The sequence below is a fragment of the Synechococcus sp. WH 8109 genome (assembly GCF_000161795.2).
GTDB lineage: Bacteria > Cyanobacteriota > Cyanobacteriia > PCC-6307 > Cyanobiaceae > Parasynechococcus.
In genome coordinates this window covers 1,330,958-1,350,520 of the sequence record NZ_CP006882.1, presented here as the reverse complement: position 1 = coordinate 1,350,520, position 19,563 = coordinate 1,330,958, and the positions used below count along the sequence as shown (strand labels likewise).

At 64.4% G+C, this 19,563-nt stretch carries 25 protein-coding genes; 15 read left to right on the top strand and 10 right to left on the bottom strand.

Annotated elements, in window-relative coordinates; translation table 11 throughout:
- Window positions 1-12: 12 nt before the first annotated feature.
- Window positions 13-534, bottom strand: a complete 522-nt coding sequence (locus tag Syncc8109_RS07385; protein ID WP_006849966.1) for a hypothetical protein — start codon at window positions 532-534, stop codon at window positions 13-15.
- A gap of 62 nt (window positions 535-596) precedes the next feature.
- On the opposite strand from Syncc8109_RS07385, the gene era reads away from it, so the two are divergent.
- The 5 genes from era (at window position 597) to larB (ending at window position 4,358) form a co-directional block, all read left to right on the top strand.
- Window positions 597-1,532: a GTPase Era gene (gene era, locus Syncc8109_RS07380; protein ID WP_006850843.1), complete on the top strand. Its 936-nt coding sequence runs from the start codon at window positions 597-599 to the stop codon at window positions 1,530-1,532.
- A 37-nt stretch (window positions 1,533-1,569) separates the two neighbouring features.
- A complete protein-coding gene (locus tag Syncc8109_RS07375; protein WP_006851423.1) occupies window positions 1,570-2,031 on the top strand; it encodes a phycobiliprotein lyase in 462 nt (153 codons plus the stop codon).
- Window positions 2,032-2,037: 6 nt separating this feature from the next.
- Window positions 2,038-3,243 carry a tRNA (guanosine(37)-N1)-methyltransferase TrmD gene (gene trmD, locus Syncc8109_RS11835; protein WP_006850992.1) on the top strand — a complete coding sequence of 402 codons (1,206 nt, stop codon included), beginning with the start codon at window positions 2,038-2,040 and terminating at the stop codon, window positions 3,241-3,243.
- 90 nt (window positions 3,244-3,333) lie between these two features.
- Window positions 3,334-3,687 (top strand): TIGR03792 family protein, encoded by a 354-nt coding sequence (locus Syncc8109_RS07365; RefSeq protein WP_369792008.1) that lies wholly within the window; start codon window positions 3,334-3,336, stop codon window positions 3,685-3,687.
- Complete coding sequence (gene larB, locus Syncc8109_RS07360) at window positions 3,684-4,358, top strand: nickel pincer cofactor biosynthesis protein LarB (protein WP_006849610.1); 675 nt, start codon at window positions 3,684-3,686, stop codon at window positions 4,356-4,358. Before Syncc8109_RS07365 ends, larB begins: the two co-directional genes overlap by 4 nt.
- Window positions 4,359-4,362: 4 nt before the next feature.
- Here the strand turns inward: larB and Syncc8109_RS12380 are convergent, their stop codons facing one another.
- From Syncc8109_RS12380 to Syncc8109_RS07335, 5 genes are all read right to left on the bottom strand, one after another.
- Entirely contained in the window at window positions 4,363-4,521 is a 159-nt protein-coding gene (locus Syncc8109_RS12380) for a hypothetical protein (protein ID WP_156915518.1), read from the bottom strand.
- A gap of 98 nt (window positions 4,522-4,619) precedes the next feature.
- Window positions 4,620-5,564, bottom strand: coding sequence for a DUF1517 domain-containing protein (locus Syncc8109_RS07355; protein ID WP_006849581.1), 945 nt, complete (start codon window positions 5,562-5,564; stop codon window positions 4,620-4,622).
- Between the two features lie 18 nt (window positions 5,565-5,582).
- The gene (gene thiS, locus Syncc8109_RS07350; protein ID WP_006850627.1) at window positions 5,583-5,801 is read right to left on the bottom strand and encodes a sulfur carrier protein ThiS; all 219 of its coding nucleotides are present in this window, start codon (window positions 5,799-5,801) and stop codon (window positions 5,583-5,585) included.
- Window positions 5,802-5,804: 3 nt separating this feature from the next.
- A complete protein-coding gene (locus Syncc8109_RS07345) occupies window positions 5,805-6,863 on the bottom strand; it encodes a thiamine phosphate synthase (protein WP_025362398.1) in 1,059 nt (352 codons plus the stop codon).
- 134 nt (window positions 6,864-6,997) lie between these two features.
- Complete coding sequence (locus Syncc8109_RS07335) at window positions 6,998-7,939, bottom strand: bifunctional riboflavin kinase/FAD synthetase (protein ID WP_025362397.1); 942 nt, start codon at window positions 7,937-7,939, stop codon at window positions 6,998-7,000.
- 54 nt (window positions 7,940-7,993) lie between these two features.
- Here Syncc8109_RS07335 and Syncc8109_RS07330 point away from each other — a divergent pair, with 54 nt between their 5' ends.
- Window positions 7,994-8,554 carry a DUF3611 family protein gene (locus tag Syncc8109_RS07330; protein WP_006849623.1) on the top strand — a complete coding sequence of 187 codons (561 nt, stop codon included), beginning with the start codon at window positions 7,994-7,996 and terminating at the stop codon, window positions 8,552-8,554.
- Here Syncc8109_RS07330 and surE read toward each other — a convergent pair.
- Window positions 8,539-9,348, bottom strand: a complete 810-nt coding sequence (gene surE / locus Syncc8109_RS07325; RefSeq protein WP_006850189.1) for a 5'/3'-nucleotidase SurE — start codon at window positions 9,346-9,348, stop codon at window positions 8,539-8,541. The genes Syncc8109_RS07330 and surE overlap by 16 nt on opposite strands.
- A 71-nt stretch (window positions 9,349-9,419) precedes the next feature.
- On the opposite strand from surE, the gene pheS reads away from it, so the two are divergent.
- The 4 genes from pheS to Syncc8109_RS07305 all read left to right on the top strand — a co-directional run bounded on the left by pheS (window position 9,420) and on the right by Syncc8109_RS07305 (window position 12,540).
- Window positions 9,420-10,427 (top strand): phenylalanine--tRNA ligase subunit alpha, encoded by a 1,008-nt coding sequence (gene pheS / locus Syncc8109_RS07320; RefSeq protein ID WP_006851345.1) that lies wholly within the window; start codon window positions 9,420-9,422, stop codon window positions 10,425-10,427.
- A gap of 80 nt (window positions 10,428-10,507) precedes the next feature.
- On the top strand, window positions 10,508-11,416 hold the full coding sequence (locus Syncc8109_RS07315; protein WP_006851915.1) for an NAD(+) kinase: 909 nt from the start codon (window positions 10,508-10,510) through the stop codon (window positions 11,414-11,416).
- Window positions 11,413-12,090 carry a response regulator transcription factor gene (locus Syncc8109_RS07310; protein ID WP_006850764.1) on the top strand — a complete coding sequence of 226 codons (678 nt, stop codon included), beginning with the start codon at window positions 11,413-11,415 and terminating at the stop codon, window positions 12,088-12,090. Before Syncc8109_RS07315 ends, Syncc8109_RS07310 begins: the two co-directional genes overlap by 4 nt.
- Before the next feature lie 6 nt (window positions 12,091-12,096).
- Window positions 12,097-12,540, top strand: coding sequence for a DUF192 domain-containing protein (locus tag Syncc8109_RS07305; RefSeq protein WP_006849972.1), 444 nt, complete (start codon window positions 12,097-12,099; stop codon window positions 12,538-12,540).
- 7 nt (window positions 12,541-12,547) lie between these two features.
- Here the strand turns inward: Syncc8109_RS07305 and Syncc8109_RS07300 are convergent, their stop codons facing one another.
- Window positions 12,548-13,807, bottom strand: coding sequence for a bifunctional cobalt-precorrin-7 (C(5))-methyltransferase/cobalt-precorrin-6B (C(15))-methyltransferase (locus Syncc8109_RS07300; protein WP_006850916.1), 1,260 nt, complete (start codon window positions 13,805-13,807; stop codon window positions 12,548-12,550).
- Between the two features lie 32 nt (window positions 13,808-13,839).
- On the opposite strand from Syncc8109_RS07300, the gene Syncc8109_RS12040 reads away from it, so the two are divergent.
- From Syncc8109_RS12040 to Syncc8109_RS07285, 3 genes are all read left to right on the top strand, one after another.
- The gene (locus Syncc8109_RS12040) at window positions 13,840-14,166 is read left to right on the top strand and encodes a sulfotransferase (RefSeq protein WP_006851661.1); all 327 of its coding nucleotides are present in this window, start codon (window positions 13,840-13,842) and stop codon (window positions 14,164-14,166) included.
- Window positions 14,163-14,405 carry a hypothetical protein gene (locus Syncc8109_RS07290; RefSeq protein WP_006850433.1) on the top strand — a complete coding sequence of 81 codons (243 nt, stop codon included), beginning with the start codon at window positions 14,163-14,165 and terminating at the stop codon, window positions 14,403-14,405. Before Syncc8109_RS12040 ends, Syncc8109_RS07290 begins: the two co-directional genes overlap by 4 nt.
- A 73-nt stretch (window positions 14,406-14,478) precedes the next feature.
- Window positions 14,479-16,977, top strand: a complete 2,499-nt coding sequence (locus tag Syncc8109_RS07285) for a GH116 family glycosyl hydrolase (protein WP_006850082.1) — start codon at window positions 14,479-14,481, stop codon at window positions 16,975-16,977.
- Here Syncc8109_RS07285 and Syncc8109_RS11825 read toward each other — a convergent pair.
- Window positions 16,896-17,111: an AraC family transcriptional regulator gene (locus Syncc8109_RS11825; RefSeq protein WP_084213260.1), complete on the bottom strand. Its 216-nt coding sequence runs from the start codon at window positions 17,109-17,111 to the stop codon at window positions 16,896-16,898. The two genes, Syncc8109_RS07285 and Syncc8109_RS11825, sit on opposite strands and share 82 nt — an antisense overlap.
- Before the next feature lie 71 nt (window positions 17,112-17,182).
- Here Syncc8109_RS11825 and Syncc8109_RS07280 point away from each other — a divergent pair, with 71 nt between their 5' ends.
- Window positions 17,183-17,671 carry a DUF3122 domain-containing protein gene (locus Syncc8109_RS07280; RefSeq protein ID WP_006852074.1) on the top strand — a complete coding sequence of 163 codons (489 nt, stop codon included), beginning with the start codon at window positions 17,183-17,185 and terminating at the stop codon, window positions 17,669-17,671.
- Window positions 17,671-18,735 (top strand): bifunctional diaminohydroxyphosphoribosylaminopyrimidine deaminase/5-amino-6-(5-phosphoribosylamino)uracil reductase RibD, encoded by a 1,065-nt coding sequence (ribD, locus tag Syncc8109_RS07275; RefSeq protein WP_006851509.1) that lies wholly within the window; start codon window positions 17,671-17,673, stop codon window positions 18,733-18,735. The genes Syncc8109_RS07280 and ribD overlap by 1 nt, the downstream gene beginning before the upstream one ends.
- 94 nt (window positions 18,736-18,829) lie before the next feature.
- Here ribD and Syncc8109_RS07270 read toward each other — a convergent pair whose 3' ends face one another.
- Window positions 18,830-19,486, bottom strand: coding sequence for an SOS response-associated peptidase (locus tag Syncc8109_RS07270; protein ID WP_006850289.1), 657 nt, complete (start codon window positions 19,484-19,486; stop codon window positions 18,830-18,832).
- Window positions 19,487-19,563 lie beyond the last annotated feature (77 nt).

Here is a 19,563-nt window from a genome sequence, read left to right as displayed (position 1 = left end):
TTTTTTTATGGCTCAGCCCTCAGCCACGGCATAGATGCTGTCTCCTATGGCTTGTTTCTGCTCGGCGTCGTACCCCCACTTCTCCAGGAAGGCGACGTCCTCACCGCGGTTGTCGAGGGCTGCGGCCAGCAGTTGCTCCAGGCGCTCCTTTACCTCCGCTGGTTCCAGCAGCCTGAGCAGTTCGATGCAGCGGCTGCTGACCCTCTCCGAGCCGGCCTGCTGGGCCTCATCTCCCGTGCGCCGGTGATGCACGGCCATGGCGGTGCTCATGGCCAAATTGCGGACGCTCAGATCCACAACGCCAGCACCAGCTCCGCGCAATTGACCAACGACGGCATCGGGCAAACGATCCATCAGCACGCTCTCGCCCGCCAGGCTCACCACGAAAAATCCCCGGGCACCATCGCGGCTGGCCACCATTTCACCGATGCGGTCGGCCAGCACCTCATCGCTGATCTCCTCGTTGTCCCACTGCTGCAGCCAGGCCGCTGTGATTTCCATGGCCTGCTGGAAGGTGGGCTGCTGATCCTCCATGGACCTGTTCAATTCCTGCCCTAAGGCTATGGGTCGATTCAATGGCGGCGCAGAATTAGAGCATGCACGCAACTCCCCTGCCAGAGGATTACCGCTCTGGCTTCATCGCACTGATCGGTCGCCCGAACGTGGGCAAATCCACGCTGGTGAATCAGCTGGTGGGGGAGAAGGTGGCGATCACATCGCCCGTGGCCCAGACCACCCGCAACCGCCTTCGGGCCGTCCTCACCATGGAGGTGGCCCAGATGGTGCTGGTGGACACGCCTGGCATCCACAAACCCCACCACTTGCTGGGGGAACGGCTCGTGAAGAGTGCGCGCAGCGCCATCGGTGAAGTGGACCTTGTGGTCTTGCTGTTGGAGGGGTGCGAGCGCCCGGGGCGCGGTGATGCCTTCATCGTGAATCTGCTGCAGCAGCAGTCCCTGCCGGTGTTGGTGGCCCTGAACAAGTGGGACAAGCTGCCGGAGGAGCGCCGCTCTGAAGCGGAAGAGGCCTATGCCGCCCTGCTGCAGGAGACGAATTGGCCGGTGTACCGCTGCAGCGCCCTGTCAGGCGATGGCTGCGCAGAGCTCACAACAGCGATGGCGGCTCAGTTGCCTTTGGGGCCACAGCTGTATCCGCCCGAGATGGTGAGTGATCAACCGGAGCGGGTGCTGCTGGGGGAACTCATTCGCGAGCAGGTGCTTCTGCATACGCGGGAGGAGGTGCCCCACAGTGTTGCCGTCACCATTGATCGCGTTGAGGAGTTGCCGGCCAAGGGCAAGGGTGCGGGTCGGACGGCCGTCTTGGCCACGGTTCTGGTGGAACGGAAGAGTCAGAAGGGGATCCTGATCGGCAAAGGCGGGGCGATGCTCAAGACGATCGGCCAGGGGGCGCGGCTGCAGATGCAGGTGCTGATTGATGGCCCGGTGTATCTGGAGCTGTTCGTCAAGGTGGTGCCTGATTGGCGCAGCAAACCGGCCCGCCTGGCGGAGCTGGGTTACACAGGGGATCAGTAACAAGAAATGCCTGCCCCACGGCTGAGAGGATGGGTGCATGAGTGAACAAGCCTTTCCCCCCGAAGACCCTGGCTCCTTTCTGAGCCTCTGCGACGGGGAGTGGATGAGCCTCCGCAGTTGCTTTGAGCTGGCTGCCGGTGGTGATGACGATTGGCACAGCAGCGAACGGGGTGAACTCATCGTCCGCTGCGTGAGCGAGCAGGGGGCTCTCGGCCAACTGAAGGTGCAGGCCCCTGGTGGAATCAGCAGCATCCTCACCTTCGCCTCTGATGGACAGCTGATCCTCGATGGTGATTCCCCAGGTAACTGGAGGTTCTGGCCTGACGGCAGCATGGAGCTGAACCTCAGCCGGGCTGACGGCGTGCAGGTTCAGGAGCGGATCTGGTTCACGCGTGTGAACCTGCGCCTGCGCAGCACCACGGCGGTGGATGCCCAGGGAACACCAGTGCAGGGCAGTTTCTGCACGGACATCCGAAGGGTGTCCAAACCCGCGGCCTGAGGCGGCATGGCGCCCTACCGCCTTGATGTGGTGAGCCTGGCGCCGCAGGCGTTTGCTCCTCTGCTGGAGCTAGGGGTGATCGGTCGTGCCTTCAACGCGGGCATTGCCGAGTTGCATCTGCATAACCCGAGGGACTTCGCCACAGATCGCCATCGCAAGGTGGACGACGAGCCCTACGGGGGCGGTGCCGGCATGGTGCTCAAGCCCGAGCCGGTGTTCGCCGCGATGGAGGCTATTCCCCGTAGTCTTCGCAGCCGGGTGCTGTTGATGTCACCGCAGGGGCGCCCCCTGCAGCAGGCAGATCTACAGCGTTGGTCTAATGACCATGATCAACTGGTCTTCCTCTGCGGTCACTACGAGGGTTTCGACGAGCGGATTCGCGGCCTGGCCGATGAGGAGGTGTCGATGGGTGATTTCGTCCTCACCGGTGGTGAGCTGCCGGCGATGACGGTGATCAACGGTGTTGTGCGCCTGCTGCCCGGCACGGTGGGGACGGCCGATTCCCTGGTGGAGGAAAGCCACAGTGCACTCCTCCTGGAACACCCGCACTACACCCGCCCCGCCGACTTCCGCGGCATGACCGTTCCGGATGTGCTGCGCAGTGGCGACCACGGTGCCATCGCCCGGTGGCGCCAGGCGCAGCGGGAGCAGCGCACCCGCGAGCGGCGGCCCGATCTGTTTGTCCGCTGGCAGACCGCGACAATGAATGACCCTTCAGATCCCGCCATGGAGCTGCGCATCGGCAACGGATACGACATCCATCGGCTGGTGCCCGGACGGGCCCTCATCCTGGGGGGTGTGACTCTGGATCATCCCGATGGCCTTGGCCTGGATGGCCACAGCGATGCCGATGTGCTGGTGCATGCGGTGATGGATGCGCTGCTCGGGGCCCTCGCCCTTGGTGACATCGGGAAGTACTTCCCCCCCACCGATCCCCAATGGGAAGGGGCCGACAGCTTGAAGCTGCTGGATCAAGTGGTGAAGCTGGTGAAGGAACGCGGCTGGTCGGTGGTGAACATCGATGCGGTGGTGATTGCTGAGCGCCCCAAGCTCAAGCCGCATATCGCCGAGATGAGCAGCCGGATGGCGTCAGCGATCGGCATTGCCCCCGATGCCGTGGGTGTGAAGGCCACCACCAACGAAGGCTTGGGTCCGGAGGGACGGGAAGAGGGCATCAGTTGCCAGGCTGTGGCTCTGCTGCAGCGGAGCTGAACCGTGCATCACCTCCGGTCTGTACTGCTTAGGGTTATCGCACCTTTTTTGGTGCTGGTTCTCTTGTTGGGCGGGCTTTCGCAGACTGAGGTGCGGGCAGAGTCCGAACCGCCACTTGGCGACGTGGTGGCTGTGGTGGAGCACCTGAGGCTGCAGGTACCCCGGGATAGCCGTGATCAGTGGATGGTGGCGGAAAGCGGCAGCTGGGAGCCTTGGTTGAAGCAACAGCCTGGTTTTCTGGGCCGTGATCTGTTCTGGGATCCGGTAACCGAAGAGGGAACTCTGCTGATTCGTTGGAGCAGTCGTAAGGCATGGAAATCGATCTCTATGGCCGAGGTGGAGAAGGTCCAGGAGCGCTTCGAGACCTTGGCCCGCGAGCAAACAGGCCAGCGCCATGGCAACCCGTTCCCGCTGGTGTTTGAAGGGGAACTGTTGCCGCAGTGACCACGCCGGATGCTCGCCTCGATCTGCGGCGCCGTCAGCGCTTGGGCATGGTCGAGGCCGTGTGGGGGGAACACAAGACAGCCGATCAGATCATCGCCATCCTTGAGAGCTTCTCCGCAGCAGGGGAACTGGGTCTGGTGACCCGGGTGGCTCCCGAAAAGGCGGCACGGGTTTGTGAGGCGTTGCCGGCGGTGGAGCTGCATGCCGATGCTCGCTGCCTCACCCTGGGTGCACTGCCTCCTGTGCCTGCGCCACCGGCTGCGGTGGTGGTGCTAAGTGGAGGCAGCAGTGATCGCACGGTGGTGGCGGAGATCAGCTTGGCCCTGCGTTGCCATGGCATAGGCGTGGATCCTGTGATGGATGTGGGGGTGGCTGGATTGCACCGTCTGCTCGATCAACTGCCCCGTCTGGCATCGGCGCGGATCCTGATCGCCTGCGCCGGAATGGAGGGTGCGTTGCCGACGGTGCTGGCTGGTCTGGTGCCGCAACCCGTGATCGGCGTCCCGGTTTCGGTTGGCTATGGAATCAGCGCAGGGGGACGAACTGCTTTGGAAGGAATGCTTGCCAGCTGTGCTCCAGGTCTGACGGTGGTGAATATCGACAACGGCTATGGCGCAGCCATGGCTGCATTACGGATGCTCAGGGGCTGTGCCCCGGGCGATTCAAGCTGAGGCTTCAAGCCGCAGCGGAAGGATCGATCTGGCCGAGACGCTGCAGCTCAGCGCTGTTGTGATCGCACTCCACCTGCTGAAGCGCATGCACAAGAGCATTGAGATCAGCCCGCGCCAGCTCACCGTCCTGTTGCCATTGCATGGAGCGGGGGTCGGGAGCCAACGCTGGAGGTGCGAAAACTATTCAACCCAAATTAGGCCTGATCGCTGGGGAGAAATACTCAGAAAACCTGTAGATGAGCCATGAAGGGGTCTGGCTTCTCAGAGGTGTTGGAGGTTGGGGTAGGCCGTCACCAGGTCGTTGGCGCTCAGTACATCTCCGCGGCCTTCCGGTTGCCAGATCACTTCCAGGGCCATAAGTTCACTAGAGGCTGTGGAACCAAGAATGCGCAGGGTCTGGCGCAGATCTTCTCCGGTGTCGGCTCCGGCGAGCTTGGCCGATGCCGTGGAGGCCACCAGCAAGGTCACAACGATGAATTCGTTGGTGGCATCAGCGTCTCCAGCGCTGCTGCTCGTGTCCGTTGTCCGCTGTCCGCCGACGTTGCTGGTGAGCTCAGCGTCCAACTTGCTGCGCTCGTTCATCGAGAGGCGATTGAACGTCGATTCAGCCGAACTGAGGGGAACACTGCCGCTCTCGGCATTGGCGTAAACCCAGAGGTCTGGTTGGCGCAGCAGTGCCAGGGTTGTCTCCTGCAGCAGCCTTTGAAGACCGGCGGAACTGCTGGTGTCCGAGGAGGAGGCCAAGGAGCGCAGATCCTCCTGTAGGGATTTGGCACTGGCCAGCAGACCCACCTGCACTTGAATCATGTTCACGTTGCGCGGCATGACTGGAGTCGCAGCAGCACCACCGATAGAGGGGGCATTGCCAACGCCACGAAGGGCGTTCACCAGCACGCCTGCTACCGCCATCAGGATCAGCAGACCAAACAGTCCACCACCACCGAAGCCGAAGATGGGAATGAGGAAAGGGAAGCCCATCCCGCCGCCGCGGTAGCCCCCCCCGCGGTAGCCACCCCCGTAGCTGCCACCGGATCGCGGCATTGAGGGAGCACGGAAACTGCCCCCTCCCATGCGCCCACCGCGGGCGGCATCAGCCGGCTGTGCCTGGAACAGGCAGAGCCCGACAATCACCAGCGGCAACAGCAGTGATGCGAGCAGTCGTCGGGATCGTGTCAACAGTCGGGGAGTGGCCACAGCAGCGCCCACAGCATTGATCCGGTGACTCTAGGAACCACCACCAACGATGGTGACGATCTCAAGGGTGTCGTCATCCTTCACCACGATGCTGTCCCAGCGGCTGCGGGGTGCGATCACGCCGTTGTGCTCGGCGACCACCAGTTGGGGGTTGTTGGCCAGCAAGGCAACAACAGCCCCAAGGCTGGCGGGGTCCGGTGCTGGATCCAGCACGCGGGTTTCACCGTTGACCATCAGGGTGAGTGGCATGGCTCAGAACGTGGCGTGGTCCAGCTGCTGGTGCAGTTGCCGCGAGGCCAGACCGCTGTCTTCTGCGTGCATGATCGCGCCGATCACGGCCACGCGCTGCCCCCCTGCCGTGAGTAGCGCCGGCAGGTTGGCCGGGGTGATTCCACCGATGGCGAAGACGGCGCATTGGCTGATCGCAGTGGCCTGCGCCAGTAGCTCCACACCAACAGGGTTCCGCTCGGGTTTGACGGCCGTGGAGTGGATCGGGCCGAAGCCGAGATAATCGACCGGCTCCTGCTGAGCCTGATGAACCTGCTCGATGCTGTGGGTGCTGCGGCCCAGCAGACGATCGGAACCCAGTAGATCGCGGGCCACCTCGCTGGGCATGTCCTCCTGACCCAGGTGCACCCCATCCGCATCCACCGCCAGGGCAATGTCCACACGGTCATTGATGAATAAGAGCGCCCCGTAGCGGGTGCAGAGCTGCCTGAGCTTCTGAGCCTCCTGCAGGCGTTCGCGGTCGTTCCCCGCTTTGCAGCGGTACTGCACCATCCCAACGCCGTTCCGCAGGGCCGCCTCCACCCGATCGGTCAGGTCATCGCAGGGGGTAGTGATCAGGCAAAGGCGAGCGTCCTTGAGCTTGTTGCGTCGCCTCGCTCCCAGGGTGGCGTTGAGACAGGTCACCTCCAGGTCGTAAAGCCCGTAGCGGATCGCTGCGGCTTCAGCGGCCAGCGCAGGATCGATGGTGCGGCCGTACTCCTCCAGCACCCGCAACGCCTCCTGCACCCGGGCGCAGTTGGCCGCCACCACGTGGTCGGGGCTGTGGCGATCGAGCTGGGCCGGATGCTCCAATCCGGCGCCGGTGTCGGTGCTGGTGGAGCGGGCCTGCTTGTAGCTGTCGTGATGCAGTCGCCCCAGCCGTTGACGCCAGTCCTTGATACGCACCACCAGATCCTGTTGCTCCAGCCCAAAGCGGCACCAGTCCTCGACCACCCTCAGGCCTTCCCGTGCACGGTCGAGGTTGGCGTCGATCAGTCGTGCCACCCGTGGATCCAGGGATGTCTCGCTTGGGGTTGGATTCATGGCACCCTGTGGGCAACGGTTTCGGCGTCGGTCATGGAGAACGGTGGTTCTGAGAGCACCATGCACGTTCTGGTCTGGGGAATCGTCCTTCTCGGCGGCATTGGTGTGTTCATTGTCTGGGGGCTGGTGAATGCCTATCCGACCGTGGCCTGAGAGCCGGCCTGAAGAATCTCTCGGGCCTGGGCTGCGTCGCGGCCGATCTGGCTGCTGAGCTCCTCCAGGCCGCTGAATTTGGTCTGGCCGCGCAAGCGCTGCACTGGCTCGACGCCCAGTTGCCGGCCTTCCAGTTCCAGGCTCTGATCCAGAAGGTGCACCTCCACAGCTGAAGGGGACGTTGGATCGATCGTTGGTTGGGGCCCGAGGTTCATCACGGCCGGTAGCCGATTGTCATCCCCATCCAGTTGGGCCCAGGCGGCGTAGACGCCAAGGCCTGGCAAGGCCTTACGCCCATCCACCTGGAGATTGGCGGTGGGCCAGCCCAGTTCACGCCCCAGGCCTCGGCCCCGCACCACCCGTCCCTGAAAGCGGTAGGCCCGGCCCAGCAAGGATTTGGCGGTGGTGAGGTCGGCCTGGTCGAGGGCCGCGCGTATGCGGCTGCTGCTCATCCGGCCCTCTTGGTCTTCAACGATCGGCACCACCTTCACTTCAACGCCGCTGCGAGCCGCCAGCCGTTCCAGCATCTCGGCGTCACCGCGCCGCTGATGACCGAAGCGGAAGTTGGTGCCCACGGCAATGCGCCTGGCCTGAAGTGTGTTCAGCAGCACGCTGGTGACGAAGTCCTCCGCACTCAGCTGAGCGAGCTCGCGGGTGAAGGGCACCAGCACGAGCTGATGTATCCCCAGGGGTTCGAGCAGGGCGAGTTTTTCGCTGGGTAGATCCAGCCTCAGGCGTGCCTCCCCGAACAGCACCTCACGGGGATGCGGCCAGAAGCTCACCACCGAGGCAACGGCATTGTCTGGGCTGTCCTGGATGGCCTCGGCGATCACGCGGCGATGGCCGGCATGCAGTCCATCGAAACTCCCTAGCGCCAGGGCAGTAGGCCGACGGGCTTCCTCTGGAGAGCAGAGCGGGATCAAAGAGGTGCAGAAGGTGCGCTTTGGTGGCAAGTTTGAACGACCGAGCACCAGGGCATGCCAGACCGCCTCGATTTCCAGAAGTTGTCGTTCGGCGTGCGTCGGATGGGATGGATCCGCTTCTGGATCCAGGTGGTTCTCGGCATCGTTGTGGTGGGCGTTCTGCTGTTCAACAACATCGGCGGCAGCCTGGCCCGCAATTCCGAACGTGCTGTGGGCCTGGGGCCTGGCCTTTCGCTCACGTCCCTGGCCTTCCTCGTGCTGCTGTTCAGCCTCTGGCAGGGCTGGCTGATCGTTCGTACCGGTCGGGCCATCGACAGCGCGGCCCGTCCCAGTCGGGGCGAGGTGGCGCGGCTGATCAAACGGGGCCTGTTGGCGGATCTCCTGGGCCTCACCTTCGCCACCATCGGCTATCAGGCCCTCGCCGGCAGCTTGTTCGTGCAGGCCTCGATGCAGACTCCCGGCATTGCCATCGGCGGTCGCGGCATGGCCGACAACCTGGCCATCACCTCCCTGGAAATGCTGTCTGTGCTCAGCAACACCCAGGTGCTGTTCGCCCACCTGATCGGGGTGTTGTTCTCCCTCTGGTTGCTGCAGCGGGTTTACCGCACCAGTTGATCCTTGAGCTTGAGTTGCGGCAGTCCGCTGAGGGGGCCTCGCCAGAACAGGTCGGGCTGGATCGGTGTCAGTGAGGGGGAATTGGCATGGATCTGGGCCACATCACTGGGCCAATCCCGGGGGCCTTCTCCGGCTGATTCCAGATCCTGCACGGCTTCTCCCGCAAGCCAGTAGTAGGCGCGGCCACGGGGGTCTTCCCGACGGCTGAATTGCTCGTCGTATCGCCGGACCGAGAGACGGGTCCAGCGCAGTGCTCCCATCTCCTCCAGCGCACAGGGGGGGATGTTGAGGTTGAGCAGCAGGTTGTCGGGCCACTTGTCGGCGATGGCCTGTTCACTCACCTCCAGGGCAAGATCGGCGGCCGCCTGAAACTGACGCCACTGGAAGCAGGCGCTGCTCACCGCCAGGGAACGAATGCCCTCAAGGGTGCCTTCCATCGCTGCGGCAACGGTGCCGGAACAGAACACATCTGTTCCCAGGTTGGGTCCGTGATTGATGCCGGAGAGCACCAGGTCTGGCTTCTCCTTCACTAGTTCGAAAAGGGCCAGCTTCATGCAGTCGGCGGGGGTGCCACTGCAGGCCCAGGCGGTGACCCCTGGGGCGAACAGTTCATCGGCCCGCTCGGCGCGGATGGGGGTCTGCAGGGTGAGGCCATGGCCAGTGGCAGACCGTTCCTGATCCGGGCAGACCACCGTCACCTGATGGCCGCGGGCTGCCGCTGCGGCGGCCAGGGTTCGGATGCCGTCGGCGAAGACCCCATCGTCATTACTGATCAGGATCCGCAGCGGGGCCATGGGGTCATTCGCACTGAGGTGAACCTAAGCGGCATGGCTGCTTACAGTCGGCAGCTGTCTGTTCCATCCTTGTGAGCGCACCGGTCACCCTGCAGCAGCTCACCGATCAACTTGATGCCCTCGAGCAGCAGGCCGCGGCGGAGATCGCCGAGGCGGCTGATGCCGCTGCGCTGGAGCAACTGCGGGTCGGGCTGCTGGGCAAGAAGGGCCGCATCTCCGGTGTGCTCGGGGCAATGGGCAAGTTGCCCGGTGAGGAGCGTCCCCTGGTGGGTCAGCGCGCCAACGTGCTGAAAACGCAGGTGCAGTCGCTCTTGGGAGAGCGGCTGCAGGCCGTGAAGCAGGCGGCCATGGCGGAGCGCATCGCCAGGGAAAGCCTCGATGTCACCGCTCCGGCTTCCGGGGTGCCGATGGGCCATCGCCATCCCCTGATTACCACCACAGAAGAGATCGTCGATCTGTTCCTGGGCCTCGGCTACAGCGTGGCTGAGGGACCTGAGGTGGAACGGGACCACTACAACTTCTCTGCGCTGAACATCCCCGAGGACCATCCGGCCCGGGACATGCAGGACACCTTTTATCTCGGTGGTGACCTGCTGATGCGGACCCACACCTCCCCGGTGCAGATCCGTCACCTCGAAGAGAACCCGCCGCCGGTGCGGATCGTGGCTCCCGGTCGGGTCTATCGCCGCGATGCCGTTGATGCCACCCACTCGCCTGTGTTCCACCAGGTGGAGGTGCTGGCCATTGATGAGGGGCTCGATTTCAGCCACCTGCGCGGCACGGTGATGGCTTTCCTCAAGGCCTTCTTCGGCGACCTGCCGGTGCGTTTCCGGGCCAGTTATTTCCCCTTCACCGAGCCTTCAGCCGAGGTGGATGTGCAGTGGCGCGGCCGCTGGCTTGAGGTGATGGGTTGCGGCATGGTGGATCCCGCCGTGCTGGAAGGGCTGGGCCTCGATCCGGAGCGCTACAGCGGTTTCGCCGCGGGCCTGGGGGTGGAGCGCTTCTGCATGGTGCGCCATGGCATTGACGACATCCGCCGGCTGTACACCAGCGATCTGCGCTTCCTCGAGCAGTTCTGATCGGGAACCTTCGTTACTGAGCGGCGTTCAGTTCTCGCGCGTCCCATAGGCTGTGGCTGACCTCTACCCGTAGTGGATCAGTGCCCCGGATCGGACTGATCGTCAATGACGGCAAGCCGCTGGCAGTGCAGACGGCGGACACGATTCAGCAGCGTCTGGAGGCAGCCGGCCATGCCGTGGAGCGGGCCAGCAGTTCTGGGGGCATGGTGGGCTTTGCCAACCCTGATCAGCACCTGCGGCTGCGCGGCTACAGCGCCTGTGTACCCAAGGGCTTCGATCAATCGATGGTGTTGGCCATCGTGCTGGGGGGTGACGGCACGGTGCTCTCCGCCGCGCGGCAGACCGCCCCTGTGGGGATTCCGATCCTCACGATCAACACCGGCCACCTGGGATTCCTGGCCGAGGCCTATCTCGATGATCTGGACCGGGCCCTCGATGTGGTGCTCACCCAACAATGGACGATCGAGGAACGCAGCAACCTCGTAGTGAGTGTGATGCGGGGCGATCAGCGCCGCTGGGAGGCGCTGTCTCTCAACGAAATGGCACTGCACCGTGAGCCGCTCACGAGCATGTGTCATTTCGAGATCGCCATTGGCCGCCACGCCCCCGTGGACATCGCCGCCGATGGTGTGATCCTCTCCACGCCGACGGGCTCGACGGCCTACGCCCTCAGCTCCGGCGGGCCGGTGATCACGCCGGATTGTCCGGTACTGCAACTTACCCCGATCGCGCCCCATTCCCTGGCCTCCCGCGCCCTGGTGTTCAGCGACCGTGAACCCGTCACGATTTTTCCAGCCACGCCGGAGCGGCTGATGATGGTGGTGGACGGCAGTGCCGGTTGCTATGTCTGGCCGGAAGATCGGGTGTTGATCCGTCGCAGCGATCACCCCGTGCGTTTTGTGCGCCTCGCCGACCATGAGTTCTTCCAGGTGCTGCGCAACAAACTGGGTTGGGGCCTGCCCCACATCGCCAAGCCTGAGCGGGAATGAATGCTGATCCACTCTTGCTGCTGGCAGGTGCTTCGGCCGTGTCCCTGGCGCCCCGTCTGGCCGCATCGGGCTACGCCACCCTCGACTGGCTCAGTGCCGGGCCATCGGCCCATGCCGCTGAACCGGGTGAATCTCCTGTGGCGGCTGTACTGGCGGCCGATCAGGCCGCATTGATTCAAGACCTGCGCAGTCGTTTCGGGGTCATGCCGATCTTGTTGGATCTGGAACGCGACAGCGTCGAGGCCCGCGCCGCCTGCCTGGGAAGCGGCGCCGATGATTTCTGGCTCTCGGAGATCGGGCCCAGCGATCTGTTGCTGCGTCTGCGCCTGCACCGCACGATTCAACAGCGCTCGGGTCAGCGACCGGCGCTGCTTCACCTGGACGATCTCAGCGTTGATCCAACCAACCGGACGGTGCGGCGGGGAGAACGTGTGGTGGCGTTGACGGCTCGGGAATTCATGCTGTTGCAGGTGCTGTTGCGGCGGCGCGGCCAGGTGTTGAGCCGCGAGCTGCTGCTTCAGGAGGTGTGGCAGGGGGAGCGTTCCAGCAGCAATGTTGTTGAGGTGTACGTGCGCTACTTGCGTCAAAAGCTGGAGGCCGGTGGTGAGCGTCGTTTGCTGCAGACCGTGCGCGGCCGGGGGTATTGCCTCGGGCAGGTGTTGCCGGAGGCTTGAGCGGCCATGGATGCTCTGCCCCCTGAGCCGCCCCCGCAGTGGCTGCCGATTGGGGCCCGCTGGTGCGTGGGCAAGCTGCGTTGCATTGATCTCGAGGTAGCCCGCAGTAAGGAGCAGCAGCGTTTGGGGTTGATGCAGCGGCCGCCCCTGCCGCCCTTGCGCGGGATGTGGTTTCCCTTTGCCACCCCCCAGCCGCAGCGCTTCTGGATGTTCAACACCCTTGCGCCTCTGGACATGATCTTTGTGCGCGATGGGCGGGTGCTCGATCTGGTGCCTGCCGTTCCCACCTGCGCTGCCCTGCCCTGCCGCTCCTACGCCGCCGATGCGGATGGCAATGGGCGGGCTGATTTCGTTGATGCGGTGATTGAGATCGGTGCCGGTGAGGCGCAGCGGCTTGGTATTGGCATCGGCGATCCGGTTCGGATTGCCCCGTTTCAGCTTTCGCCGTGAAGTCGGCTTAAGCCGGCTTCGTTCCTGTCACGATCAAGGTGGGGTTCATCGGAGCCAGGCGGGTGCCATCCCCCAGCGGTTGTCCCCGCCAGGCCTGCAGTTGCTGAACGCGCACGGCCAATCCAGCGTTCTCGAGCAGCGGCCGAACGCTGGCCAACGCCTCCATGCTCGCCAGGGGGATCACCACAACACCTCCAGACCGCAGTCGCGTCAGCACCTCCTGCAGCAAGCGTTCCCGTTGGGCGCCACCGCCCCCGAGCAGAACCCGGTCGGGCTGACTGAGCTGGCTCGGGAGCCCGCCGTGCAGCACCGTGGTGGCGTCGGCCTCCAGCACCGCCGCAGGGCTGACGCCGAGCCGTTGTGCATTGCGTTGGATCAATTGTGCGCCACCGGCGCGGCGTTCCACCGCCAGCAGTTGCAGCCCAGGCCGCAGACGCAGCGCTTCCAGACCGACGCTGCCGGTGCCGGCCCCCAGATCCCAGAGCACGCCTTGCTCCGGCAGGGCGAGTTCGGCCAGAAGTTGGATGCGCACCTCCCGCTTGGTCATCAGTCCGGGATGATCGCAGTGCTGCAGGTAGAGCCCGTCATCGAGCCCGAACAAGGGCAGTTGATGCGGATCTGGTGCGGCAGGTTCGCGGGCGATCAGCAGTGCAATCAGCAGCGGATGTAGATCTGTTGGTAACGCGGTGCCGGGTGTGATCCGCTGCACCCGTTCATCGGGGTGCCCGAGGTTTTCGCAGAGCCACAGGTCCGTGCTGGCCTCCAGGCCGCTGCTGCGCAACATCTGCTGCACGGTGCCGGCACCCCCCTGGTTCGGGTCAGTGAGCACCGCCAAGGCTGCGGGTCGCTTCTGCAAAGTGCTGGCCAGGATTTCGGGGTCCCGTCCGTGCAGGCTCACCCAGTCGGCGTCCTGCCAGTGTCGGCCGATGCGGGCGAAGGCCAGCTGCAGCGATGTGGGGGCCGGATGAAACCGCAGCCGCTCTGCCCCGATGCGGTCGCAAAGGATGCGCCCCAGGCCGAACCAGAGCGGATCGCCGCTGGCCAGCACCACCACAGGCTCTTCCGTATGCCGGGATTGCAGACTGTCCATCAGAGCCCGCGGGTCATCGCTGCTGATCAGCTTCGGCAGGGTGTCCCCCAGCCAGTCCTGCAGAGCAGCTTGCAACCGCTGCGGTGCTGCAATCACGGCGGCTGCCCGCAGCAACGTCTGCTGTGGAGCAGGCAACGAGGCTGGCGCCCCGGCGTCGGTGCCGATCACATCGATCATCCCGTCATTCTGGTGTCAGGGTTTGTGAGGCCATGGCAGGGGGCTTCCTGCGCCCTGCGGTGCTGCTTCGAGGCTTGCAGCTCCGTCGCTCGGCCCATCGCCAGCTGCTTGAGGCCTTTGAGACGTCTCGTTATCGCATTCCTGCGGGGCAGTTGGTTGAGGTGTCCTATGAGGCATTGATCCGCCAACCCCTCGCTGCGGTGAAACGGATCTATGACGAACTCGGGCTCAGCAGCTGGCCGCTGGCGCAGGCCCCGCTGCAGGCTCGGATTGCCCAGGCTTGCAGCTACACCGCTGATCCGGTGACGCTGCCCTTGGCGGCGGAACAGCGCCTGAACGACCTGATGGAGGAGGCATGACCCCAGCCCACGATCGTCGCCAACGCTTACACGAGCTTCTGATTGCCTTGATTGCCCAGCAGGACGATCTGCCCCTGCTCGATCCCGATCAGCCTGACCTGGAGGGGACAGCCCCCGGCCGTTGGCTGGATCAGAACCGCCGCAGCCTGCATCGCTATCAAGCCCTGGTCCGCACGGCGGTCACCTTGGATGCCCTGCTGGATGCCGAAGACAATCCCTCACCCCTGTCTGCAGGCTGATGACTGCAGGCTGATCGCAACGGCTGGCTGATCGCTTCAAACCTGGCAATCTGAGGCGACTCTCGGCCCCTGCATGGCTTCGTTCGGTTGGTCCGCTCTGAACTCTCTGCTGGGTCGCTGCAAGCAAGCCAAGCGCTGGCAGCCACCGGAGGCCTCCTGGAGCCGACCCTTCGGCCTGGGCTGGGACAAGCCCTACACGGTTCGCTATGCCAGCAACCTCGACGACGGCCCCAACCACGGCATGCCGCTGGGGGGCTTCGGAGCTGGCTGCTTCGGGCGGGCGCCCGACGGCAACATCAACCTCTGGCACCTCGATGGCGGCGAGCACTGGTTTGGGGTGCTTCCCGATTGCCAGTTCGCTCTGTTTGAAGGGAATGGCCGCGGCAAGCGCGCCCACGCCCTTGCGGTTCAGCCGGATAAGGATGCCTCGCGGCAGGAGGCTGGCCAGCCGCTGAAGGCCTGGGAGTGGTATCCGGCCAGCACGCCGGACCGCAGCACCGGCACCTATGCCGCCCGCTACCCCTTCAGTTGGACCAGCTACGAGGGCGTGTATGACGCTGAGGTGCGTTGTGAGGCCTTCAGCCCGATCCTGCCGGGTGATTACCAGCGCACCAGCTACCCGGTGGCGGTGTTCATCTGGACGCTGCGCAATCCCACGGATCAGCCTCTTGATTTGTCGTTGCTGTTGTGCTGGCGCAACACCACCGGCTGGTTCACCAACACCGATGCCTCGGCGGAGGTTCACTTCCGCGATGACGGCAGCCCCGAGCACAACTACGCCCCGGCCATCGGCAGCACCGCCGGCCAGCGCAACCGTTGCATTGACTATGGCTCCCTCAAGGGAGTGGTGCTGGAGGGCAACGCCTCCAATCCCGTTGCCGAAGGTGAGGGCCAGTGGTGCATTGCCGCAGCTGAGCAGCCCGGTGTGACGATCCAGCGCTGCAGCCGCTGGAATCCCAGCGGTGATGGGCGTGAGCTGTGGGACAGCTTCAGTGCTGATGGCTCCATCCCTGAAAGCAACAATGACCGACGCAGTGGCTCCGACGATCCCCTCAGTGCTGCCCTTGCGGTGCAGTGTCAGCTGGCCCCTGGGCAGAGCATTGAGATCCCGCTGGTGATCAGCTGGGACCTGCCTGTGACGGGCTTTGCCACCGGCAGCCAGGCGCTGCGTCGCTACACCGACTTCTTCGCTGCGGATGCCAACCAGGCGGTTGCCATTGCCGCTGAATCGCTGCGTGACTGGCGCAGTTGGCGCCAGAAGATCGATGCCTGGCAGGAGCCGGTGCTGCAACGCCAGGACCTGCCGGAACCGCTGCGGATGGCTCTGTTCAATGAGCTTTACGACCTCTGCAGTGGCGGCAGTCTCTGGAGTGCGGCATCACCTGAGGATCCCTACGGCCGCTTCGGCGTTCTCGAGTGCCTCGACTACGCCTGGTACGAAAGCCTCGACGTTCGTCTCTATGGATCCCTGGCCCTGCTGCAGCTTTGGCCGGAACTCGACAAGGCTGTGCTGCGCAGCTTTGCCCGGGCGATTCCGGCGGCGGATGCCACCCAGCGCCCGATCGGCTGGTATTTCACCCAGGGCAAGGGCCGGGTGGAGGCTGATCGCAAGGTGAAAGGAGCCACCCCCCATGACCTGGGGGCTCCCAACGAGATCCCCTGGGATGCGACCAACTACACCGCCTATCAGGACTGCAACCTGTGGAAGGACCTCGGCAGTGATTTTGTGCTGCAGGTGTGGCGTAGCTTCAAGCTCGCCCCCAGTGGTGAAGACATTCGCTTCCTCGCTGATTGCTGGCCGGCGGCCGTGGAGGCGCTGCGCTTCCTCAAGACGTTCGATGTGAACAACGATGGCCTGCCCGACAACGGCGGTGCTCCGGATCAGACCTTCGACGACTGGCCCCTCAAAGGAGTGAGTGCCTACTGCGGTGCCCTCTGGATTGCTGCTCTCGAGGCAGCCCTGGCCATTGCCCAGACGCTTCAGCTCAGCACCGGGCTGGACACCTCTGCTGAGCAAAGGGAATTCAGCGGTTGGCTGGAACAATCCCGGGGCAATTTCGACAAGCTGCTCTGGAACGGCGAGTACTACGACATTGATGCCGAGAGCGGCACGCCTGTGGTGATGGCTGATCAGCTCTGCGGTGATTTCTACGCACGGCTCTTGGGCCTGCCGCCGGTGGTGAGTGACAGCAACAGCCGCAGCACCTTGAAGGTGGTGAAGGAGGCCTGCTTCGAGGCTTTCGATGGCGGATCCCTCGGAGTGGCCAACGGCTTGCGCCGTGATGGCACTCCCTTGGATCCCAATGGCACCCACCCGCTCGAGGTGTGGACGGGGATCAACTTCGGGATAGCCAGCTACTACCGCCTGATGGGGGACAAGCAGACGGCGCAAGCGATCTGCTCAGCTGTTGTTGAGCAGGTGTATTCCGGTGGTCTGCAGTTCCGCACCCCTGAGGCGATCACCGCGGTGAACACCTTCCGGGCCTGCCATTACCTCAGGGCCATGGCCATCTGGGGGTTCTGGGCCACGGAGACCGATTGGATGCTCATCCCCGGAGCTGATGCTCGTTGAAGTGTTGCGCTGGGGGATTCACCGAATTGGCTTCTGTAATCCTTGGCGAAGTGATTGCGGCTTTGGAAGCCGTAATGGCAGGCAATTTCATGCACCTTGCTGAGCCCAGGTGCTGAATGAAAAGCAACCTCCATGGGCTGATTGTTGGCGGAAATCGCCTTAAAGCAAGGATTGTTGTGAGAATTCGCTGAGTCACCTCCTGCCCATGCGCCGTTTGCTCTGCTGTTTGTTGGCCGCTCTGGGGCTGCTGCTTCTCACGCCGGGTCTGGCCTGGGCCCAGGTTCATCAGCACGAGAACGAGGCCGGTGTTGCAATGGTCCGTTCGCTGGAGAGCCTCCGGGACCTCGATTACGACAGCTGGCAGGCGGTGGCCTACCGCGAGGGCCCTGCAGGCCAGCCGGTGGTGCTGCGCGTGGTGGGCTATCCCGGAAAAATGCGGCTCGATCATCCAGTGAGCCTCCAGGTTTTGGCGGGTCGGCGCGAATGGCAGCTGGACGACATCACCTTGGCCAATCCGGTGCTGGCCACTGATGGCCGTGACGCAGCGGCTGAATTTGCCCTCGATCCTTTGCTGGACGATCTCAGCAACAACCGACCGCTGCGTTTGGCGTTGCCGGGTGTCTTCACCGAGTTGCCGATCCCTCCCTACGTCGTCGGTGAATGGCGGTCCCTGCAGGAGCTGCCCCTCAGCTGATGTGGGAGCTCTGGATGCGGCGGGCCCTAGCCCTGGCCGCCCTTGCTGAAGGTCACACCAGCCCCAACCCTCTCGTGGGGGCCGTGGTTCTTGATCGCCAAGGCCGACTGGTGGGCGAAGGCTTTCATGCGCGGGCCGGAGATGCCCATGCTGAGGTGGGTGCCTTGCGGCAGGCCGGGGATGCGGCCCGGGGCGGAACCCTTGTGGTCACCCTTGAACCCTGCTGCCACCACGGCCGCACGCCCCCCTGCAGTGAGGCGGTGCTGAGCGCGGGCATTGGCCGCGTTGTGATCGCCCTGGAGGATCCCGATCCCCGGGTGGATGGGGGCGGCATCCGTCAGCTGAGGGAGGCGGGGCTGGAGGTGATCAGTGGTGTACTGCGCGAGGAGGCCCGCCAGCAGAACCGGGCTTTTCTGCATCGCGTGCGCACAGGCCGCCCGTTCGGGGTTCTGAAGTGGGCCATGAGCCTGGATGGCCGCACCGCTTTGCCCAATGGCGTCAGCCAATGGATCAGCGGTCCATCCGCCCGCGATTGGGTGCATCGGCTGCGCAGCGGCATGGATGCCGTGGTGGTTGGGGGTGGCACGGTTCGCGGCGATGATCCGCTGCTCACCAGCAGGGGCCGGCGTTCACCGGAACCGCTACGGGTGGTGCTGAGCCGCAGTTTGGATCTGCCGAATCAGGCCCAGCTCTGGGATACCGCGTTGGCGCCGACCCTCGTGGCCCACGGCCCTGATGCCGACCTCCGGCGTTTGCCATCCGGTCCTGAGGAACTGGGGCTTTCGGCCTGTGAACCGCAGCAGTTGATGGAGGCCCTGGCGAAACGGGGTTGCAACCAGGTGCTTTGGGAATGCGGTCCTGAGCTAGCGGCCGCGGCGATTCGGCAGGGCTGCGTGCAGGAGATTGCAGCGGTAGTGGCTCCGAAGCTGATGGGGGGTATGGCTGCCCGCACCCCCCTTGGAGATCTGAACTTCCGCGCCATGGATCAGGTGCTGCAGGGGCAGTGGCATCACAGCGAGCCCATGGGCAACGACTGGTTGCTGCGTTGGCGCAGCGGCAGCTGAGCTCAGCGCTCCCGGCTTTGCCGATCGAGGCTGCTGGCGAAGCGGCCGATCAGCACACCCATCACGGCAGCGAGCTGCGGCTGTCAAGCCTTGCTCAATCGAGCAAGGAGAGCTGCTGGTGTCTGTTTGCGGGGGCAGCTGGCTTGAGTGCTCGGCAGTCCCATGGCTCCGCTGGTGATGGCGTGAGCATCGGCTCGAGGGCGCGTCGGTGGGACCCATCACCCGGTTCCAGCCAGACGCTCTCCAGCGCCTCAGGAATGATCACCGGCATTCGATCGTGCAATGGAGCCACCAGGCTGTTGGGCTGCGTCGTGATCACGCAGCAGGTCTCCACTTCACTGCCATCGGGGCCGATCCAGCGGTCCCAGAGACCGGCCAGCCAGAACATCTGCTGGTCTTTGCGCTGGATCAGGTGCCCCTTTTCAAAAAAGCCCGTGCTGGGCAGAAGGCAGCGGTGATGACGCCATGGCCCGCGAAAGGAGGCTTTCTCCGCAATGGTCTCGGCGCGGGCATTGATCGGTCGCGGCGCCTGCAATGGGTCCTTGACCCAGCCCGGCAGGAGGCCCCAGAGCATGTGGGAGAGACGGTCTTCACCGTGCTCGCGCCGCACAGCTAGCACCGGTTCATGGGGCCTAATCAGCTCGCGGGGGGCGTAATGCTTCAGCCAGGCGCTGTCTTCCGGCCGCAACCAGCTGCGCAGCAGCTGCTGCAATTCCGCGCGAGGCGTGTCGAGGCAGTAACGACCACACATGGGCAGAAGCTAGGCGCCGTTCGGTTCTCACACCCGTTGATTGCCAGAGATCCCTCGTAGCGTGTCGAAACTCTCAG

What these genes read in the sequence shown, in the direction of transcription:
- Syncc8109_RS07385 (WP_006849966.1), bottom strand. Translation starts at nt 534, where the DNA reads ATGGAGGATCAGCAGCCCACCTTCCAGCAGGCCATGGAAATCACAGCG.
- era (WP_006850843.1), top strand. Translation starts at nt 597, where the DNA reads ATGCACGCAACTCCCCTGCCAGAGGATTACCGCTCTGGCTTCATCGCA.
- Syncc8109_RS07375 (WP_006851423.1), top strand. Translation starts at nt 1,570, where the DNA reads ATGAGTGAACAAGCCTTTCCCCCCGAAGACCCTGGCTCCTTTCTGAGC.
- trmD (WP_006850992.1), top strand. Translation starts at nt 2,038, where the DNA reads ATGGCGCCCTACCGCCTTGATGTGGTGAGCCTGGCGCCGCAGGCGTTT.
- thiS (WP_006850627.1), bottom strand. Translation starts at nt 5,801, where the DNA reads ATGCCACTCACCCTGATGGTCAACGGTGAAACCCGCGTGCTGGATCCA.
- Syncc8109_RS07345 (WP_025362398.1), bottom strand. Translation starts at nt 6,863, where the DNA reads ATGAATCCAACCCCAAGCGAGACATCCCTGGATCCACGGGTGGCACGA.
- Syncc8109_RS07330 (WP_006849623.1), top strand. Translation starts at nt 7,994, where the DNA reads ATGCCAGACCGCCTCGATTTCCAGAAGTTGTCGTTCGGCGTGCGTCGG.
- surE (WP_006850189.1), bottom strand. Translation starts at nt 9,348, where the DNA reads ATGGCCCCGCTGCGGATCCTGATCAGTAATGACGATGGGGTCTTCGCC.
- Syncc8109_RS07310 (WP_006850764.1), top strand. Translation starts at nt 11,413, where the DNA reads ATGAATGCTGATCCACTCTTGCTGCTGGCAGGTGCTTCGGCCGTGTCC.
- Syncc8109_RS07305 (WP_006849972.1), top strand. Translation starts at nt 12,097, where the DNA reads ATGGATGCTCTGCCCCCTGAGCCGCCCCCGCAGTGGCTGCCGATTGGG.
- Syncc8109_RS07300 (WP_006850916.1), bottom strand. Translation starts at nt 13,807, where the DNA reads ATGATCGATGTGATCGGCACCGACGCCGGGGCGCCAGCCTCGTTGCCT.
- Syncc8109_RS12040 (WP_006851661.1), top strand. Translation starts at nt 13,840, where the DNA reads ATGGCAGGGGGCTTCCTGCGCCCTGCGGTGCTGCTTCGAGGCTTGCAG.
- Syncc8109_RS07290 (WP_006850433.1), top strand. Translation starts at nt 14,163, where the DNA reads ATGACCCCAGCCCACGATCGTCGCCAACGCTTACACGAGCTTCTGATT.
- Syncc8109_RS07285 (WP_006850082.1), top strand. Translation starts at nt 14,479, where the DNA reads ATGGCTTCGTTCGGTTGGTCCGCTCTGAACTCTCTGCTGGGTCGCTGC.
- Syncc8109_RS11825 (WP_084213260.1), bottom strand. Translation starts at nt 17,111, where the DNA reads ATGGAGGTTGCTTTTCATTCAGCACCTGGGCTCAGCAAGGTGCATGAA.
- Syncc8109_RS07280 (WP_006852074.1), top strand. Translation starts at nt 17,183, where the DNA reads ATGCGCCGTTTGCTCTGCTGTTTGTTGGCCGCTCTGGGGCTGCTGCTT.
- ribD (WP_006851509.1), top strand. Translation starts at nt 17,671, where the DNA reads ATGTGGGAGCTCTGGATGCGGCGGGCCCTAGCCCTGGCCGCCCTTGCT.
- Syncc8109_RS07270 (WP_006850289.1), bottom strand. Translation starts at nt 19,486, where the DNA reads ATGTGTGGTCGTTACTGCCTCGACACGCCTCGCGCGGAATTGCAGCAG.